This window comes from Pectobacterium sp. S5 (assembly GCF_051707265.1).
In the GTDB taxonomy this organism is placed as follows: Bacteria; Pseudomonadota; Gammaproteobacteria; order Enterobacterales; family Enterobacteriaceae; genus Pectobacterium; species Pectobacterium polare.
Genome location: NZ_JAULSZ010000001.1, coordinates 2,008,933 through 2,026,567, shown reverse-complemented (window position 1 = coordinate 2,026,567; position 17,635 = coordinate 2,008,933). Strand labels below are relative to the sequence as shown.

Here is a 17,635-nt window from a genome sequence, read left to right as displayed (position 1 = left end):
TAAATTGACCTGTTGGATGATTCAGTGCGGCGTTTTGCTGTTCAGTCAGGCACCGAAAAGTGATGCGATGTATGGGAATCTCCCTCACTTCGCCGACGTCACGCCGAATAAACGTTCAAAAACAATGATGAGTATAATGACAGCGGATTCCGCCATACAATACCGGATTCCATTAATACTTGTTACAGGAGTACAGCCATGGCGTCTTCCGTATCCGGTCCGGTTACTTTCACCAAAGATGATGTAGAAATTATTGCACGCGAAACGCTGTACGACGGTTTTTTTTCGCTGGAGCGTTACCGTTTCCGTCATCGCCTGTTTAATGGCGGTATGAGCGGTGAAGTTAGCCGCGAGATTTTAGAACGCGGTCATGCTGTGGTGTTGCTGCCTTACGATCCGGTGCGTGATGAAGTGGTATTAATCGAACAGATTCGTATCGCTGCCTACGACACCAGTGCGTCTCCCTGGCTGTTTGAGCTGGTGGCTGGCATGATTGAGCCAGGAGAAAGCCATGAAGAGGTGGCACGGCGCGAAGCAGAGGAAGAAGCCGGATTAAGGGTTGGCCGTTGCCGACCGATAATCAACTATCTTGCGAGCCCCGGCGGCACCAGCGAGCGCCTGGCGGTGATGGTGGGCGAAGTGGATACTCGTACAGCGAAAGGTATTCACGGCCTGGCGGAAGAGAATGAAGATATCCGTGTACATGTGGTGAGCCGTAAACAAAGTTATCAATGGGTTGAAGAAGGGATTGTTGATAACGCCGCATCTGTCATTGCCTTGCAATGGTTGGCATTGCACCATGAAGAACTGAAACGTGAGTGGGTGGATTGAATTTATGAAACGTTATACTCCGGATTTCCCAGCCATGATGAGGCTATGTGAAACCAACTTCATGCAATTGCGGCGTTTGCTGCCAAAAAATGATGAAGTCGGCGAAATCGCGGTTTATCACGTCAATAATGCGGTCTATCAACTGACGATTCTTGAATCTACTCGCTATACCTCATTGGTCGAAATTAAGCAGACAGCGCCCACTGTCAGCTACTGGAGCCTGCCAATGATGAGCGTTAGGTTGTATCATGATGCGTTGGTTGCGGAAGTGTGTGCCAGCCAGCAGATCTTTCGCTTCAAAGCACGTTATGATTATCCTAATAAGAAGTTACATCAACGTGACGAAAAGCATCAAATTAATCAGTTTCTTGCTGATTGGCTAAAGTATTGTTTGGCGTATGGTTCGATGTCGATACCGGTTTTTGATACCCAATAGATTTCAAGACGCAGGGCGGCGGCAGTCGAGCCAACAAGGGAAAGCAGCGTATTCTGCAATTTGAAAGATGACGGGTAGAGACAGATTTACGTAACCAAGGACACCATTTGGAAAGCCTGTTGACACTGCCTGTGGCGAGTGGCGCCAGAGTCAGGATTTTACAAATAACAGATACCCATCTTTTTGCGGGCGAGCATGAAACCTTGCTGGGTATCAACACCTATCGTAGCTATCACGCTGTGCTGAATGCCATCAAGGCTCGGCAGGATGCGTTTGATTTGATCGTCGCGACGGGCGATTTGGCACAGGACCACACGCTGCAAGCCTATCATCATTTCTCGCGCGGAATTGCGCAGATCCCTGCACCTTGCGTATGGCTTCCGGGTAACCACGATTTCCAACCGGCGATGGTTGATGCGCTGGCTGACGCCGGTATTGCGCCGTCCAAGCATGTGCTGCTGGGAGACAAGTGGCAGATCATTTTATTGGACAGCCAGGTGTTCGGCGTCCCACATGGTGAACTGAGCGAATACCAGCTTGAATGGCTGGAGCGTAGCCTGAAAAGCCAGCCAGAACGTTTTACGCTGCTGTTGCTGCACCATCACCCGCATCCTTCCGGCTGTACCTGGCTCGATCAGCACAGCCTGCGTAACGCGCATAATTTGTCTACGGTACTGGAGCGCTATCCACAGGTGAACACCGTGCTGTGTGGTCATATTCATCAGGAGATGGATTTTGACTGGCATGGCCGCCGCTTGCTGGCCACGCCGTCGACCTGCGTACAGTTCAAACCGCACTGCACTAACTTCACTATTGATGATGTGGCACCGGGATGGCGCTATCTGGACCTGCTGCCGGATGGCCGTCTGGAAACCGAGGTCTATCGTCTCTCAGGCAGCGAATTCCTGCCTGACATGGATTCGGACGGTTACTAATGCCAACGCTTCTTTATCTGCACGGCTTCAACAGTACGCCACAGTCGGCGAAAGCGACGGCTCTGCAAACGTGGCTGGCAGAGCGGCACCCTGAAATTGACATGGTGATTCCACAGATCCCACCGTATCCGTCGGAGGCGGCTGAGATGATGGAGTCGCTGATTATGGAGCGAGCCGGTCGTCCGGTGGGCATTGTTGGCTCTTCCCTCGGTGGTTATTATGCCACCTGGCTATCCCAGTGTTTTATGCTGCCAGCCGTGGTGGTGAACCCAGCGGTGAAGCCGTTTGAACTGTTGCTGGACCATCTCGGCGAATATCAGAACCCCTACACCGGTGAACAATATGTGCTAGAGTCTCGGCACGTTTACGATCTGAAGGTCATGCAGGTTGACCGACTGGAATCGCCGGATTTGCTCTGGCTGCTGTTGCAGACAGGGGATGAGGTTCTGGACTATCGTCAGGCAGTCGCGTATTACACGGCCTGCCGTCAAACTGTGGAGTCAGAGGGCAATCATGCCTTTGTCGGATTTGAGCGCTTTTTCACACCGATTGTGAATTTTTTAGGGCTCACGACAGACTGAATCGCCACACATAGGCATTGAAAAACGAATCGCCGAAAGCGGTTCGTTAAACACCATTCACTGAACTCAAAGAATTAACGCAAACTATGGCTCAATCAAGTTATAACGCTGATGCGATTGAAGTACTCAGCGGACTGGAACCGGTGCGCCGTCGTCCGGGAATGTACACCGATACCACGCGTCCTAACCACCTGGGACAAGAGGTCATAGATAACAGCGTTGATGAAGCGCTGGCGGGCCATGCACGCCGAATTGATGTGATTCTGCACGCCGATCAGTCGCTGGAAGTGATTGATGACGGTCGTGGGATGCCGGTGGATATCCACCCGGAAGAAGGCGTACCCGCCGTTGAGCTGATTCTGTGTCGTTTGCACGCAGGCGGCAAATTTTCCGGTAAAAACTACCAGTTCTCGGGCGGCTTGCACGGCGTCGGGATTTCCGTGGTGAACGCCCTGTCTACCCGTGTTGAAGTTACCGTTAAGCGCGATGGTCAGGTGCATGACATCGCGTTTGAAAACGGCGATAAAGTGCAGGAACTGACGGTAACCGGCACCTGTGGACGTCGTAACACCGGAACGCGCGTGCATTTCTGGCCGGATGAGAAGTTCTTCGACAGCCCTCGTTTTTCCGTATCTCGTTTGACGCACCTGCTGAAGGCCAAAGCGGTCTTATGTCCCGGTGTGGAAATCATCTTCAAAGATAAAGTTAACAACACCGAGCAGCGCTGGTGCTATCAGGATGGCCTGAATGACTACCTGTGCGAGGCGATAAATGGCCTGATCACGCTGCCGGAAAAACCGTTTCTGGGGTCGATTACTGGCGATACTGAAGCCGTGGATTGGGCGCTGCTCTGGCTGCCGGAAGGCGGTGAGCTGCTGACGGAAAGCTACGTTAACCTCATCCCTACGCCAATGGGCGGGACGCACGTTAACGGCCTGCGTCAGGGCTTGCTGGATGCGATGCGTGAGTTCTGCGAATTCCGCAATATTCTGCCGCGCGGCGTGAAGCTGAGTGCAGACGATATCTGGGAACGCTGTGCTTACGTGCTGTCGGTCAAAATGCAGGAACCGCAGTTTGCCGGGCAGACGAAAGAACGTCTCTCTTCTCGTCAGTGCGCCGCGTTTGTGTCCGGCGTCGTGAAAGATGCCTTCAGCCTGTGGCTGAACCAGAACGTGCAGGCAGCGGAACAGCTGGCCGAATTGGCGATTTCCAGCGCTCAGCGTCGTATGCGTGCCGCCAAAAAAGTGGTGCGTAAAAAGCTGACCAGCGGGCCGGCGTTGCCTGGCAAACTGGCGGATTGTACCTCGCAGGATCTCAACCGGACGGAACTGTTCCTGGTGGAAGGGGATTCGGCGGGCGGATCGGCGAAGCAGGCGCGCGAGCGTGAATTTCAGGCGATCATGCCGCTGAAAGGTAAGATCCTGAATACCTGGGAAGTCTCCTCCGATGAGGTCTTGGCGTCGCAGGAAGTACACGATATTTCAGTCGCGATCGGTATCGATCCTGACAGCACCGATCTCAGCCAGCTGCGTTACGGCAAGATCTGTATCCTGGCGGATGCGGACTCTGATGGTCTGCACATTGCGACGCTGCTGTGCGCGCTGTTTGTCCGCCATTTCCGGGCGCTGGTTCAGGGCGGGCACGTTTATGTCGCCATGCCGCCGCTGTACCGTATCGATCTGGGCAAAGAGGTTTACTACGCGCTGGACGAAGAGGAAAAAGCGGGCGTGCTGGAGCAGCTTAAGCGCAAGAGAGGCAAGCCGAACGTGCAGCGCTTTAAAGGTCTGGGTGAAATGAACCCGCTACAGCTGCGTGAAACCACGCTGGATCCCAACACTCGCCGTCTGGTGCAGTTGACCATCAGTGAAGAAGATATGGATCAGACGATGGCGATGATGGATATGCTGCTAGCGAAGAAACGCTCGGAAGATCGCCGCAACTGGCTGCAAGAGAAGGGCGATAAGGCGGAGATCGAGGTCTAACCGCCGCTTAATAGCAAAAACTCTCGTTTTCCCACCATGCAATTCAGTGGTGGGAAAACAATTCTCCTTCCTTCCAATGCATGTCTTAACCCACATTCTGCTATCTGCTGGAAATTGAATTACTTTCGATGTTTTTTATTACCCGTTATTGTTTCCCGATAGATTATCTCAATCGGTTTTCCGGTCAGCGTCTCTGCGCTATTGGGTTATTTATTGAAAACGTTCCCTGTGGGAAAAGTAATATTTCTGGTTCTCTACCTATCTTTTAGATAAGTCATGCTATGAGAGAAATGCTACCTGAAAATAATATGGTGATAAATGGGCCCTCATTTGAAAGGCCACTGAATTAAATTCAGTAATCATTTTTCAGAGAGTGAAAATTAAATCATCGCTAGGTTGGTAATGTATTTGATTTATAAATATTTTATGAGAGGGAATTTAACGTGATGTTGATTCTACTCGCTGAATAACGGTACGCGCAGCGTATGGTAGATGTCATCCGCTGCGCATAGTCATCCGTTCTCTTATCGCGTTGAATGAGCGACTAATTCTGCTTCGGCCAACTTGTTCGTATTCAGCATATAACCAACCAATGCACCACTGGATTGTTCATCAATCGGCAGTTTATCGACCTTAAGCGCCCAGACTTTGAAGTGGTAACGGTGTGTTTTGTCTCCTGCTGGAGGGCAAGGACCACCATAGCCAGGACTACCAAAATCGGTACGTCCCTGAACGGCACCGGCAGGAATATTTTTTCCATTCCTGTTTCCAGCATCTCTTTCAAGGCTGTGGACATTTTTAGGGATGTTTACCATCGTCCAATGCCACCACCCACTCCCCGTTGGGGCGTCAGGATCATACACCGTAATCGCAAAGCTTTTCGTCTCTGCGGGCTCTCCTGACCAGGAGAGTTGAGGTGATATATCTTTTCCAAAGCAGCCAGATCCGTTTTGAATAAAAGTATTCCCTATCTCCTCTCCTTGTTTTATATCATTACTCTTAACCTGAAATTCCTGAGCATGTACGACGGTTGAAGCCATAAGCAATGATAAAAGTAGAGAACGCTTTATCACTATATTTACTCCCCTAAAAAGTTGAATGATTTCTTCTCCCCCGAGCAAGACGGTGACTGCTTACAGGTGGCAGATAGGCACAGGTAACGTTGTCTATCATCAGGCCATCACTCGACGATGGAATAACATAATTCCCTTGAATACTTGCCTGATTGTCTAAATCTGAAGCGCGCTATTTTTTCTTCCAAAAATCTACACTCTCAGATTATAAGGCAATAAATCGAGATAATTTGTATATCGATGCGGAGGACAGATGGGGAAGAATGTCGATGGGTAAGGTAAATCCATTTGGGTTTTTCCATCTTACCCGTAATCACTTTCTCTATACCCTCAGTTATTTCTTACAAGAAGGGGCGTTAGGGAAATAGCTGTTACGTGATTTGTATTTAATGACGAAGGCACGTGGCATGAAACGTTTTACTTTCTTTAATCCGACCAAGACGAAGCATTGTCGCTCGGTCAATACCTGTTGTGAATATACCAAGCAATAGGCGTTTCTTGGCATCGCGATATTTTCCCTCAGGAAGCAGGGAAATTGATGCTGGAAAACGCACTGTCGTTGCTCGATTTTTAACATATAAATTAAGGAGTAGATTCAATGAGCCATCTGCTTTCTCGCAAACAATTTATTCGCGGTGCCATCATGGCCTGTACCGCGATGTTTGTCAGTGCGCATCCCGCTTTGGCAGAAAGTAATCCTGCTAATGGCAAGGGGCAAACCATACAACTGACCCAGGAATGGGACAAAACTTTCCCGCAGAGCACGAAGGTCGACCATCAGAAAGTCACTTTCAAGAATCGCTACGGCATTACTCTGGCCGCCGATCTGTATCTCCCGAAAAATCGTGGTAACAAAAAGTTTGCTGCGATTGCCGTGAGCGGCCCCTTTGGCGCGGTTAAAGAGCAATCTTCTGGTCTGTACGCACAAACTATGGCGGAGCATGGTTTTGTTACCCTCGCATTCGATCCGTCCTATACGGGTGAGAGCAGCGGTGAACCTCGCAACGTGGCGTCCCCTGAGATCAATACCGAGGACTTCATGGCCGCAGTGGACTACCTTGGCCTGCACCCTGCGGTTGATCGCAACCGCATCGGCGTCATTGGTATCTGCGGCTTCGGTGGTATGGCCCTCAATGCCGTGGCTGTCGACAAGCGTGTTAAAGCGGTCGTCACCGCCACCATGTACGACATGTCGCGCCTGATGGGTAAGGGTTTTGAAGACAGTCTGTCGCTGGAGAACCGGACTAAGATCCTGACCCGCCTGAGCGAGCAGCGCTGGACGGACGCCGAGCGTGGCACGCCAGCTCCAGGCGCTCACGACTTCTACGTTGATGCGAACGGCAATGTCGAGATCGCCAAACGAATCCTTCCAGAGACGTTGCCGGCAAACCCGAATCCGGTCACCGAAGAATTCTTCGAATACTACCGCACGCCGCGTGGCTTCCATAAGAACTCAGTGGCCTCTTCGGGCGCATTCACTGGCACCAGCCCGATGGCGTTCATGAATATGCCTCTGCTCACGTACATCAAAGAAATTTCGCCGCGTCCAATTCTGTTTATTGTTGGTGATAAAGCACACTCTCGCTATTTCACTGAAGACGCTTATAAAGCCGCAGCTGAGCCGAAAGAGCTTGTGATTATCAAGGATGCTAACCATGTCGATCTTTATGACCGCATGGACAAAATCCCGTTTGATAAGATCACTGACTTCTTTAGCAAGAATCTGAAATAAGGCCAATAAAGGTCATCTGGATGCACATTCTGCAATCTGCCAGATGACCTTTTCTTTTTTCCACCCATGTTACGTCGTCATTCAGCATATTTTTTTGGTATATAAGAGTGCCTTAAAAATTTATCGCGCATAGTTTTCAGACAAACCAAGGGATAATTTTTTAATCGCGGATGCCCCTTTTTTCTGTATGAGAGATTGCTGAGTTTTTCTCACAAACTCATTAAAAATTCACCCACTAGTTATAGATCAATTCATCCATCAATATAAAAACACCAGGCCGTACTTCTGCGGCTTTCATGACGATTATCCATCGATAGTTAGGCGCAAGATTTACGAGGGTTTAAGAGAAAATGTATAAAGAGAGGCAAGTTATTCCAGGCCCTTTGCAACGGCTAACGGGCATAAGGCCTGAAGAAGCATCTTTAGTAGGCTGGTCGCTTATTTATATCATTGCTTTATTTCTCGCTTACTATGTCTTGCGGCCTATTCGGGATGAATTGGGGGTGACCGGTGGCGTCAGTAATCTACCCTGGCTGTTCACTGGTACCTTGATTGTTATGCTGCTCGTTAGCCCTATTTATGGATATATCGTACGGCGCTATTCGAGAGAACGCTTCATTGCGATCGCGTATCGATTTTTTGCCGCAAATTTAGTTATTTTTATCGTCCTTATGACGAGTAGTTCAGAGGCGCATCAGGTTTGGGTTGGCCGGGCATTTTTTATTTGGGTGTCGGTTTTCAATTTATTTGTGGTTTCCGTCTTCTGGTCGTTCATAGAGGATATTTTTAATAGCGGACAAGGCAAACGCCTGTTTGGCATTTTATCTGCAGGGGCAACCTTTGGCGGACTATTAGGTTCAGCCATCACAAGCGGCCTGATTGAGCATATCGGGAGAACCTGGCTTATTGCTATCTCTATCATCCTGTTAGAAGTCGCGGTATTGGCATCGGCTAAATTGTCACGTGCAAGCGGTTCATTGCGGATTGCTACACCGCAAGATGAGGCAAGTAAGCCAGTCGGCGGCGGTATTTTTACAGGAATGATACATACATTTCGCTCTCCCTATTTGCTGGGTATTGCGTGCTTTGTGCTCATTTATTCCATCACGTCCACCTTTCTCTATTTTCAGCAGGCGAGTATCGCTGAGGTCAATTTTCCAACCCGTGAAGCTCGGACGGCATTCTTTGCCAACATCGATTTCTGGGTAAACGCCATCACGCTGTTTGTTCAAATATTTTTGACAGGCCGACTGATGGCTGGATTCGGCGTTCTGCTGACGCTATGCGTTTTGCCCCTTGTGAGCGTTATCGGGTTTGCTGGCCTCACCGCCTATCCAACCGTGATTGTGTTTGTCGTGGCACAGGTGGCGCGTCGGGTTGCTAACTTCGCTCTTGCTCGCCCTGCGCGAGAAGTCTTGTTCACATCGAGCAAACGTGAAGATCGCTATAAGGCTAAGAACTTCATCGACACGGTGATCTATCGCGGCGGCGATCAGGTCGCGAGTTGGAGTTACGCGGGCCTGATGGCGCTTGGTCTGGGCATCAGCCAGATCGCTTTAGTGGGTATACCGCTGTCGATCATCTGGTTAGCAATCAGCATTTGGTTAGGCCGGGCACATGTTCAACAGGAAAAAGCGCAGGAACGCTCTGCCACAGGCGTCTCGATGACAGAAAGTTCGCCTCCGGTGAATACGTAGCAGTAATCCGATGACGGTATGAATGGCATACGTCAGTTAATCGAAATACTTTTCTAGAAGGAAAAAACGATGAAATTTTCTATACGCGCCGTGTTGTGCACCGCGGTGATGGTCGTCGCATCATTGACGACGATTAGCGCTTTTGCAGAAACGCAAAAAATTCGTATCGGCGTAATCGGCTCAGGAAGCTTGGGGGGCGCGGTCGGTCGTGCATGGGTGAAGTCTGGACATGAAGTGATGTTCGCCAGTCGCCATCCGGAAGAGTTGCGCTCCATGGCGGAAGCCCTTGGTCCACGGGCTTCAGTCGGTACGCCAAAAGAGGCGGCAAGCTTCGGAGACGTTATTCTGGTTGCTCTGCCTTACTCGGCGCTGCCGGGTATTGGTCGGGATTTGCAGGAAGAGCTCCGCGGTAAAATTGTGCTCGATGCCAGTAACCCAACGGCGTTCCGCGATGGTGATTTGATGAGGGCGGCGAGTCGGGATGGGGTGGGGGCGACCTCTGCACGGCTGCTTCCCGGTGTACGTTTAGTTCGTGCTTTCAGTGCGGTGAATGCGACGGCAATTGATGCTTCGGCAAATGGTCGCCGTACGACGCTCGCGATCCCGATTGCGAGTGATGATACCGAAGCACTGGATGTTGCCGCACAACTGGTACGCGATGCGGGAAGTGCTCCGGTCATCACGGGTAATCTGGCATCTTCACGCGTCTTTGAAGATGGCACGCCTATCGATGAGGCAGACACGGATGAAGCGACGCTGCGTAAGATGTTGAATTTACCTGCACGCTAATTCGCTATCTCTCGGTGCCAGGGCGCCAAAGAGGAAATGGCCGACCGTTCCGTTTGACTGATGGTATCGGCCACATACCATGGTTTATTTCTTTCCCTTGTATCTTATCGCAGCCACAAAGGCTGAGAATGCAGGGGAAGCATTGCGCCGATTGGGATAGTAGAGATGGAATCCAGAAAAATAAGGGCACCAGTCTGTCAGGACTTCAATGAGGCGGCCATCTTCAATGTAAGGCTGAGCCATAAAATCGGGAATATAGGCAAGGCCGATCCCATCAAGCGCACCGTTCAGGATATGAATATTGCTGTTAGCGGTCAGTTGCCCGTTTACCCGGACGGCCATACTTCGCCCCTCTTTTTCAAATTCCCAGGCATAAAGACTGCCGCCAAATGAATGGCGTATATTGATGCATTTGTGTGTGGTTAAATCGTGAGGGTGAATGGGGATAGGGTTCTTTTTGAAATAGGCGGGCGAACCGATAACGGACAGTCGCCAGTCTGGGCCCAGCCTTACTGCAATCATATCCCTGCTGACGGATTCCCCCATTCGAATCCCCGCATCAAAACGCTGCTCGACAATATTTGTGAAGCCATAATCAATGCTGATTTCCACATTGATATCAGGATATTCTTCAAAAAAAGCGGGCAGCGCCGCACGTAGAATTTGTTCGGCAGCATCATCAGAACAGGTGATTTTAATCGTTCCTGCTGGCTTATCTCTCAGTTCGCCAATTTTCTCTATTTCCGCCCCGATTTGGTCAAAGAGCGGCCCTACGGATGTCATTAGCCGTTCCCCTGCTTCAGTCGGGGCAACATTACGGGTGGTGCGGGTCAGTAAACGTACCCCAAGCCTCTCTTCCAGATTACGGATGGTATGGCTGAGCGCTGAGGGGCTGACACCAAGTCGGATGGCAGCACGGGTAAAACTTTGTTCTTTTGCGACTGCAAGGAAGGCCAGGATGTCATTCATGGTTATGAAACCTCATCACCGAATATTTTTCACAAATAAACAAGCCTTACCCAAAGTGATAAAAATCCCTTAGTTGGCCAGCACGTTTGAGCCCATTACTAAAGAAAAACTATCAGGGCTGACAGATGCATTTCACCCTAGCTTATTTACCCTTGAGGCTATTAATGTCCTTTTTGGGAGGTGAACCGAATAACCGATTGTACTCACGGCTGAACTGAGACGGGCTTTCGTAACCGACACGGTAGGATGTGGTGGCGGCATCAAGGCGCTCATTTAACATCAAACGCTTCGCTTCATTGAGCCTGAGCCATTTCTGATACTGAATGGGGCTCATCGAGGTCAGTTGCTTAAAGTGGTGGTGAAAGCTGGGTCGGCTCATCTGGGCTTTGGCGGCAAGCTCATCGATTTTTATTGCGCTGGTATAATTCAGTTTCATCCAGTCAATGGCTTTAGCGATGCGATACCCATGCGATTCAATAGACGCTATTTCACACAGCCTTTGCGCCTGATCGCTTTTAATCAGCCGGTAATGAATTTCCTTTTTCAGCAAAGGGGCGAGAACAGGAATCGCCTCTGGTTCGTCAAGCAGCGCAAGCAGGCGGCGGAATGAATCAAGGAGGGGAGGCGTTACCAGGCCCGTTTCGATCCCTTTAGGCGTCTGACTTCTTTTGGTGATGAGATCGCCATTAATCCGGATAATTTCAGAAATCATCTGCATATCCAGTTTGAGCATCAGGCCAAGACAAGGGACGTCTGGGCTCGCCGTTATTGCCTGTGAGGTGGCGGGAAGATCCAGCGATGTCAGAAGGAAGCGCGAAGGGTCATACCGGTAGGTATCGCCGCCCGCAATAATCTGCTTCGTCCCCTGCACGACAAGTATGATGCTCGGTTCTACCATACAGAATGACGGCTGTTCAGGGATATTGCGGCGAAACAAGGACAGTTCCGCGATGCCAGTGTCGATATCGCCTTCGTCGGCCAGATATTTACTGATGATCTCTGCAAGATCATCGCATCGCATTATTTCGGGTTTCTCTGACATAACCTATTTTCCTCTCTCTAATCAGCCATCATAATACTCCGCCCAAATTGACCAGCCTATTCGACCCATCAACAATTCATACAATCAGGCAAGAATTTCAGAGCAATGTGTTATCTGAAAATCTTTGATCGCTAGATTATAGTCAATGTGGCTTGTACGTATCTGTAGGGGATCGAAATGATTTTACTGTGCCCGTTACTGTGCATGCTGGCCTGAAATAAAGCGGTGGGTTTCTCATAAGGCCCACGCTTTGCAAGAGCAATCATCATGGTAAGCGTTTTCCCTCTTATTCATACCCACAACTGTGTCTCTTTGGCCGCTTATGCGGCCTTTTTTTATGCATGGTTTTTATTATAAGACGTTAGGCGTGGTTCTATTTTTTTTACATCACCGCGTGCTTTACATCATTCAGGTTTTTATCTATCGTGGTGCTTTACATAACTTTATATTCCTGACAATTCATTAATCATTATTGTGGAATGCTGACAAAAATAAGCCTAATTTACGCCGATAGGATTCAAGATTGTGCTGTTCAGATTTTTGGCATAACGATTAATGAAATTTTCTCAAAAGCCCATTTATTAAAACCCTGTTTATCAGAGAAAGCGTGCTTGATAAATTACCTCTCGCAATATAGTTCATTCCCTTCCCTACTTTATGAGGTAATTTTTATGTTTAAGAAAATGATTCTGACTGCACTTTTCATCCTGCCTTTCTCTGGCAGCGTTCTGGCTGCACAGGAAGTGTCTACTGTGAACCATAATGAAAATCATACGCTTATCCGCGTAGCGGGTGGATCATCGGTTGATGATGTAACGCAATTACTACAGGAAAAAGCGGAAAGACTGGGAGCGAAGTCATTTAAAGTCGTCTCTATCAGCGGTAATGACTTTCTCACCGGTACTGCAAAGATTTATAAATAAAAGTCGCAATATAACGTATACGCCCCATTTTCCTGGCAAGGAAAAAAATATATGCATGACATTACTTATGTCGTAATTTTAAAAAAGTCGTCCGGCAATAAAAACCGGACTGACTTTTTATCTTTTACGAGTAGAAATCATCCGAATTGCATTTTCCTCTCCCCTCAATTATCCCACCCCCAACGAGCAGCAATCCGTTATCCATAGAGAGGGAAACATGGGCTCTGTCGACAGGTGCGTGATGTGATTACTCGCTCGATATCTGGCTTTTTCGTATTGCTGAATTTTTTTCACAAGCACATGGAAATTGCCTTATCTAATCAACGCTAGCTTGGTCAATTACTATTTGCACATAGTTTGAAAATGGAACGACGTAATGAATGCATTAAATAAGACAACAACATCAGGCAGGCCAACTCATCACCCAGCATGGGGGGCAGTGTTTTCAATGGCGCTGGGCGTGGTTGTACTTATCGCCTCTGAATTTATGCCCGTCAGCCTCCTCACGCCGATCGCTCAGGATCTGGCGATTAGCCAGGGACAGGCGGGTCAGGCTATTTCCGTTTCCGGTTTCTTTGCCGTTATCACGAGCCTGCTGAATACCCCGTTGACCGGTCATCTGGATCGTAAAAAAGTGCTGATCGGCTTTACCTTCCTTCTTACTCTCTCCGGTCTAATTGTCACGTTTGCGTCGAATGGCGTGATGTTTATGTCGGGACGAGCGTTGCTGGGGGTGGCGATTGGGGGATTCTGGTCGATGTCCACGGCGACGGTAATGCGCCTTGTTCCCACTCATGCTGTGGCAAAGGGGCTCGCGTTGATTAACGGCGGAAATGCCTTGGCTGCGACGATAGCGGCACCGCTCGGAAGTTTCCTCGGTCAGTACATTGGCTGGCGTGGGTCGTTTTTTATTGTCGTCCCTCTGGCTGTAATCGCGTTTATCTGGCAGTGGCGCAGTATTCCCTCTATGCCGGGTAATCAAGATAAGAATGTATCGGTTAACCCCTTTCGCCTTCTGCGTATTCCACAGGTGTCGCTGGGCATGACGGGCATTATGTTCTTCTTTATGGGGCAGTTTGCGGTGTTCACCTATCTTCGACCGTTTCTGGAGGAGATTACGCATATTTCTGTCACACAGTTATCGTTGCTGCTATTAGCACTCGGCGGATTTGGGCTGATTGGCACCTGGTTTATTGGGCATTTACTGCAACGCCGACTCTTTGCGTATCTGATTGCCATCCCGTTGTTCATGGCCGTTATTGCTGGGCTGCTGATCGAAATGGGGACCTCATTTATGGCTGTAGGCATCCTCCTTGCGCTGTGGGGGTTGATTGCCACACCGATGCCTGTCGTCTGGGGGCTGTGGTTGAGTAAGGCACTCCCTCATGATGCCGAGGCTGGCGGTGGCCTGATGGTGGCCGTAATTCAGGCTGCCATCACATTAGGTGCCGGTCTTGGAGGTGTGCTTTTCGATTCGGTGGGGTGGTGGAGCCCTTTCGCATTCGGCCTGATTTTATTGCTTGGCTCGGCTTATTTTGCGTGGCTGACAAAAAATAACAGCGTGAAAATGAATATATCGGTCGTTGAATATAAATAATGTCTGGATTTAGCGTCAGGAGTTTAAAGATATGCACACCCGTATGAGACCTAAAATTATTTGCCATATGATCAGTTCAGTCGATGGCCGATTACAGGTCGAGCGATGGACAGCTCCCGCAAAAGGGACAGATCGTAATATTGTCAGCTCAACCTATGAAACTGTCGCCTCTCGTTTGGAGGCGCAAGGATGGGTGGTTGGCCGCAAGAGTATGGAGCCGATGGCAAAAGGGATACGCGGAATAACGTACCCGGCTGCAACGGATATGCGCCATACGTTCATTGGTCACCGCAATGGTCGCAGTATCGCCGTTGCCATCGACCCACACGGCAAGCTGCATTACGGTAAATCACATCGTGGTGATGAGCATTTCGTCGCAGTGCTCGGCAATTATGTCCCTGACTCTTATCTATCTGAGCTACGTGAAGAAGGCGTTTCCTATCTTTTTGCCGGAGAGGATGGGACGGATCTCCATCAGGCAATGGAAACGCTGAATAAAGATTTCGGCATTGAGACCCTCCTGCTTGAAGGCGGTGGAATAACCAATGGTACTTTCCTTAAAGCAGGACTGATTGATGAACTGAGTCTGCTTATTTATCCGGGGATTGATGGATTGGCGAGTGCGCCAAGTATTTTTCACTATCTTGGTGAAGAAGGTGAAAAGCCAGCAAAAGGCGTTTCTTTACGTCTACTGTCCAGTGAAATACTGGATGAGGGCATCGTATGGCTTCGTTATGCATTCGAAAGGGAATAAAACCGATCCATTTTTCATGATTTTCCGAAGGCTCACCGTGAGTTAATCGGTGAGCCTGTTTACCGAGTCAGGCATTTTATTACTGCCTTTCCTTTATCTCTGTAGGTTGTAAATATGATGGTTATAAAAAAAAGAAAATTAATTTCCGTAATTATTCTGTTACTGCTGATCATTACGACATCGGTGTTCTTCTTCCTCAGAACGCCGGTTTTTGGTGAGCAACCCGAAGGTGCTCGCCTTGAGCGAATTGAAAAATCAGCCAATTATGTTAATGGTGAATTTAGAAATCAGATCAATACGCCGATGTTTTCAGAAGGAAATAATTTCCTTACCGTTAATATTAGCTATCTGTTTGCCAAAACATCTCGGCTTGCTCCAGAAACACCGTTGCCCGTTGTGAAAACGGATCTGAAAAATCTCAATAGAAATACGGACACGGTCATCTGGTTGGGGCATTCGTCTTATTTCATTCAGTTAGACGGCAAGCGCATGCTGGTGGATCCGGTCTTCAGTGAACGGGCCTCTCCTGTTGCATTGGGTGGTACGGCATTCACAGGAACGACGCTCTACAGTGTCGAGGATATGCCGGATATTGATTATCTGCTCATTACGCATGACCACTATGATCACCTCGATTACCCAACGATCAGCCAGCTTAAAAGCAAGGTAGACTGCGTGATTACTGGGCTGGGCGTCGGCCAGGATTTTGTTCGTTGGGGATATTCAGAGGCAAAAATTTATGAGTTGGACTGGAATGATGCGCTCAACACGCAATCTGAACTGACATTTTATTCAATCCCAGCTCGTCACTATTCTGGTCGAGCGCTGACAGCCAATAAAACGCTTTGGACAGGGTATGTGATTGAATCCGGCAGCAAGCGCATTCTGTTAAGTGGCGATAGCGGATACGGTCCTCACTATCAGGACATCGCGGCTCGCTTTAAACACTTTGATCTGGTTGCTCTCGATATGGGGCAATATGATCCACTGTGGCCGTATATTCATATGACCCCAGAAGAAGCCTCGCGCGTTGCCCTCGAATTAAATGCGAAATCTCTGCTTCCTGCTCACGTCGGGCGCTTTGCGCTTGCAAGTCACCCTTGGGACGATCCCTTCAAGCGTATTACTGCGGTCAGCAAAGGAAAAAATTATCAGCTTCTGACGCCAAAAATTGGTGAGCCGATTGAGCTTGATAATACACAGCAGAAATTCGGTGCCTGGTGGGAAGGGATTAATTAATTCGCTAACCAAGGGGCGTGCTTCACGCTCCTATTACTTTTGCTAAAAGAGAAAAGGAGGAATTAATGAAAGCGATATGCATACATCAAACTGGCGGCCCCGACGTTCTTACTCCAGAGAATATGAGTTTGGGTAAACTGGGGGCTGGCGAAATTCTCGTCAGAAATAGGGCGGTGGGGGTCAATTTTACGGATATCTATTCCCGAAGCGGCGTATTCCCACCAGCCTCATTCCCTTTTGTACCAGGAAAAGAGGCAGCAGGTGAAATCGTTGACGTCGGTGCTGGCGTGACCGGCTTTAAACCCGGCGACCGCATTGCCTATGTAGAAACTCTCGGTGCCTACGCAGAGATGAGCATCGTTCCTGAGCATTTTGTCGTTCATCTGCCTGATTCAGTGAGTTATGTCACGGCGGCGGCGTCGATGCTCAAAGGGCTGACCGCCCACTTTTTGAGCCACAGAGCGTTCAAGGTGAAACCGGGGCAGACCGTTATGATTCATGCTGTAGCGGGTGGCGTGGGCTCCATACTGAGCCAGTGGGTTAAACAGCTCGGCGCTACCGTCATCGGCACGGTGGGCACGGCTGAAAAAGCCGCTATCGCCCGACGTAACGGATGCGACCACGTTATCAATTATAACGAAGAGAATTTTGTCGAGAGAGTGAAGGATATTACCGGTGGTAAAGGTTGTGATGTCGTCTACGACGGCGTAGGCAAGGCAACCTTCCCCGGTTCTCTTGACTGCCTGCGCCCGTTTGGATACTTCGTTAGCTACGGAATGGCATCTGGCGCGATTCCCCCTTTTGATATCCGCATTCTGGCTGAAAAAGGGTCACTTTATGCCACATGGCCGGGGCTAACTCAGTACCTACATGAACGTGAGGATGTGATTGCCATGAGCCGCGCGCTGTTTGAGGTAATGGCATCCGGCGGCGTTAAAATAGAGCCCCCGTTGGAACTGCCACTGGAAAGCGCAGAAGAAGCACACCGCCAGCTTGAATCTCGTTCTGCCACACGAACCATGGTACTCATTCCGTAATGCATTGATGTGTCATCG

At 49.3% G+C, this 17,635-nt stretch carries 16 protein-coding genes; 13 read left to right on the top strand and 3 right to left on the bottom strand.

The genetic code is table 11. The annotated features are described in order from the left end of the window. The first annotated feature begins 198 nt into the window (after nucleotides 1–198). The 5 genes from nudF (at nucleotide 199) to parE (ending at nucleotide 4,765) form a co-directional block, all read left to right on the top strand. Nucleotides 199–831: an ADP-ribose diphosphatase gene (nudF, locus tag QWJ20_RS09125; RefSeq protein WP_039493025.1), complete on the top strand. Its 633-nt coding sequence runs from the start codon at nucleotides 199–201 to the stop codon at nucleotides 829–831. A 4-nt stretch (nucleotides 832–835) separates the two neighbouring features. After that, the gene (locus QWJ20_RS09120) at nucleotides 836–1,267 is read left to right on the top strand and encodes a DUF1249 family protein (protein ID WP_039482244.1); all 432 of its coding nucleotides are present in this window, start codon (nucleotides 836–838) and stop codon (nucleotides 1,265–1,267) included. A gap of 107 nt (nucleotides 1,268–1,374) precedes the next feature. After that, nucleotides 1,375–2,202 (top strand): 3',5'-cyclic-AMP phosphodiesterase, encoded by an 828-nt coding sequence (gene cpdA / locus QWJ20_RS09115; protein ID WP_095701323.1) that lies wholly within the window; start codon nucleotides 1,375–1,377, stop codon nucleotides 2,200–2,202. Beyond that, a complete protein-coding gene (gene yqiA, locus QWJ20_RS09110) occupies nucleotides 2,202–2,783 on the top strand; it encodes an esterase YqiA (protein ID WP_039482239.1) in 582 nt (193 codons plus the stop codon). Before cpdA ends, yqiA begins: the two co-directional genes overlap by 1 nt. An 86-nt stretch (nucleotides 2,784–2,869) precedes the next feature. Then, the gene (gene parE / locus QWJ20_RS09105) at nucleotides 2,870–4,765 is read left to right on the top strand and encodes a DNA topoisomerase IV subunit B (protein WP_095701324.1); all 1,896 of its coding nucleotides are present in this window, start codon (nucleotides 2,870–2,872) and stop codon (nucleotides 4,763–4,765) included. Nucleotides 4,766–5,289: 524 nt separating this feature from the next. Here the strand turns inward: parE and QWJ20_RS09100 are convergent. Then, complete coding sequence (locus QWJ20_RS09100) at nucleotides 5,290–5,805, bottom strand: YbhB/YbcL family Raf kinase inhibitor-like protein (RefSeq protein ID WP_095702001.1); 516 nt, start codon at nucleotides 5,803–5,805, stop codon at nucleotides 5,290–5,292. 631 nt (nucleotides 5,806–6,436) lie between these two features. Between QWJ20_RS09100 and QWJ20_RS09095 the strand changes: the two genes are divergently transcribed. The 3 genes from QWJ20_RS09095 (at nucleotide 6,437) to QWJ20_RS09085 (ending at nucleotide 10,056) form a co-directional block, all read left to right on the top strand. Further along, the gene (locus QWJ20_RS09095; RefSeq protein WP_174866473.1) at nucleotides 6,437–7,570 is read left to right on the top strand and encodes an alpha/beta hydrolase; all 1,134 of its coding nucleotides are present in this window, start codon (nucleotides 6,437–6,439) and stop codon (nucleotides 7,568–7,570) included. Nucleotides 7,571–7,920: 350 nt separating this feature from the next. Further along, a complete protein-coding gene (locus tag QWJ20_RS09090) occupies nucleotides 7,921–9,267 on the top strand; it encodes an NTP/NDP exchange transporter (RefSeq protein WP_095701327.1) in 1,347 nt (448 codons plus the stop codon). A gap of 69 nt (nucleotides 9,268–9,336) precedes the next feature. Continuing rightward, nucleotides 9,337–10,056, top strand: coding sequence for an NADPH-dependent F420 reductase (locus QWJ20_RS09085; RefSeq protein WP_217451242.1), 720 nt, complete (start codon nucleotides 9,337–9,339; stop codon nucleotides 10,054–10,056). Between the two features lie 84 nt (nucleotides 10,057–10,140). Here QWJ20_RS09085 and QWJ20_RS09080 read toward each other — a convergent pair whose 3' ends face one another. Both QWJ20_RS09080 and QWJ20_RS09075 read right to left on the bottom strand, forming a co-directional pair. Then, on the bottom strand, nucleotides 10,141–11,025 hold the full coding sequence (locus QWJ20_RS09080) for a LysR family transcriptional regulator (RefSeq protein ID WP_433992343.1): 885 nt from the start codon (nucleotides 11,023–11,025) through the stop codon (nucleotides 10,141–10,143). Between the two features lie 142 nt (nucleotides 11,026–11,167). Further along, nucleotides 11,168–12,067, bottom strand: a complete 900-nt coding sequence (locus tag QWJ20_RS09075; RefSeq protein WP_174866470.1) for an AraC family transcriptional regulator — start codon at nucleotides 12,065–12,067, stop codon at nucleotides 11,168–11,170. Nucleotides 12,068–12,738: 671 nt separating this feature from the next. On the opposite strand from QWJ20_RS09075, the gene QWJ20_RS09070 reads away from it, so the two are divergent. The 5 genes from QWJ20_RS09070 (at nucleotide 12,739) to QWJ20_RS09050 (ending at nucleotide 17,617) form a co-directional block, all read left to right on the top strand. Further along, nucleotides 12,739–12,990, top strand: coding sequence for a YdgH/BhsA/McbA-like domain containing protein (locus tag QWJ20_RS09070; RefSeq protein ID WP_157910743.1), 252 nt, complete (start codon nucleotides 12,739–12,741; stop codon nucleotides 12,988–12,990). A 376-nt stretch (nucleotides 12,991–13,366) separates the two neighbouring features. After that, nucleotides 13,367–14,587 carry an MFS transporter gene (locus QWJ20_RS09065; protein WP_433992342.1) on the top strand — a complete coding sequence of 407 codons (1,221 nt, stop codon included), beginning with the start codon at nucleotides 13,367–13,369 and terminating at the stop codon, nucleotides 14,585–14,587. A gap of 31 nt (nucleotides 14,588–14,618) precedes the next feature. Continuing rightward, entirely contained in the window at nucleotides 14,619–15,341 is a 723-nt protein-coding gene (locus QWJ20_RS09060; RefSeq protein ID WP_433992341.1) for a dihydrofolate reductase family protein, read from the top strand. A gap of 114 nt (nucleotides 15,342–15,455) precedes the next feature. Next, nucleotides 15,456–16,580 (top strand): MBL fold metallo-hydrolase, encoded by a 1,125-nt coding sequence (locus QWJ20_RS09055; RefSeq protein WP_433992340.1) that lies wholly within the window; start codon nucleotides 15,456–15,458, stop codon nucleotides 16,578–16,580. Nucleotides 16,581–16,645: 65 nt separating this feature from the next. Beyond that, the gene (locus tag QWJ20_RS09050; protein ID WP_433992339.1) at nucleotides 16,646–17,617 is read left to right on the top strand and encodes a quinone oxidoreductase family protein; all 972 of its coding nucleotides are present in this window, start codon (nucleotides 16,646–16,648) and stop codon (nucleotides 17,615–17,617) included. The last annotated feature ends 18 nt before the right edge of the window (nucleotides 17,618–17,635 follow it).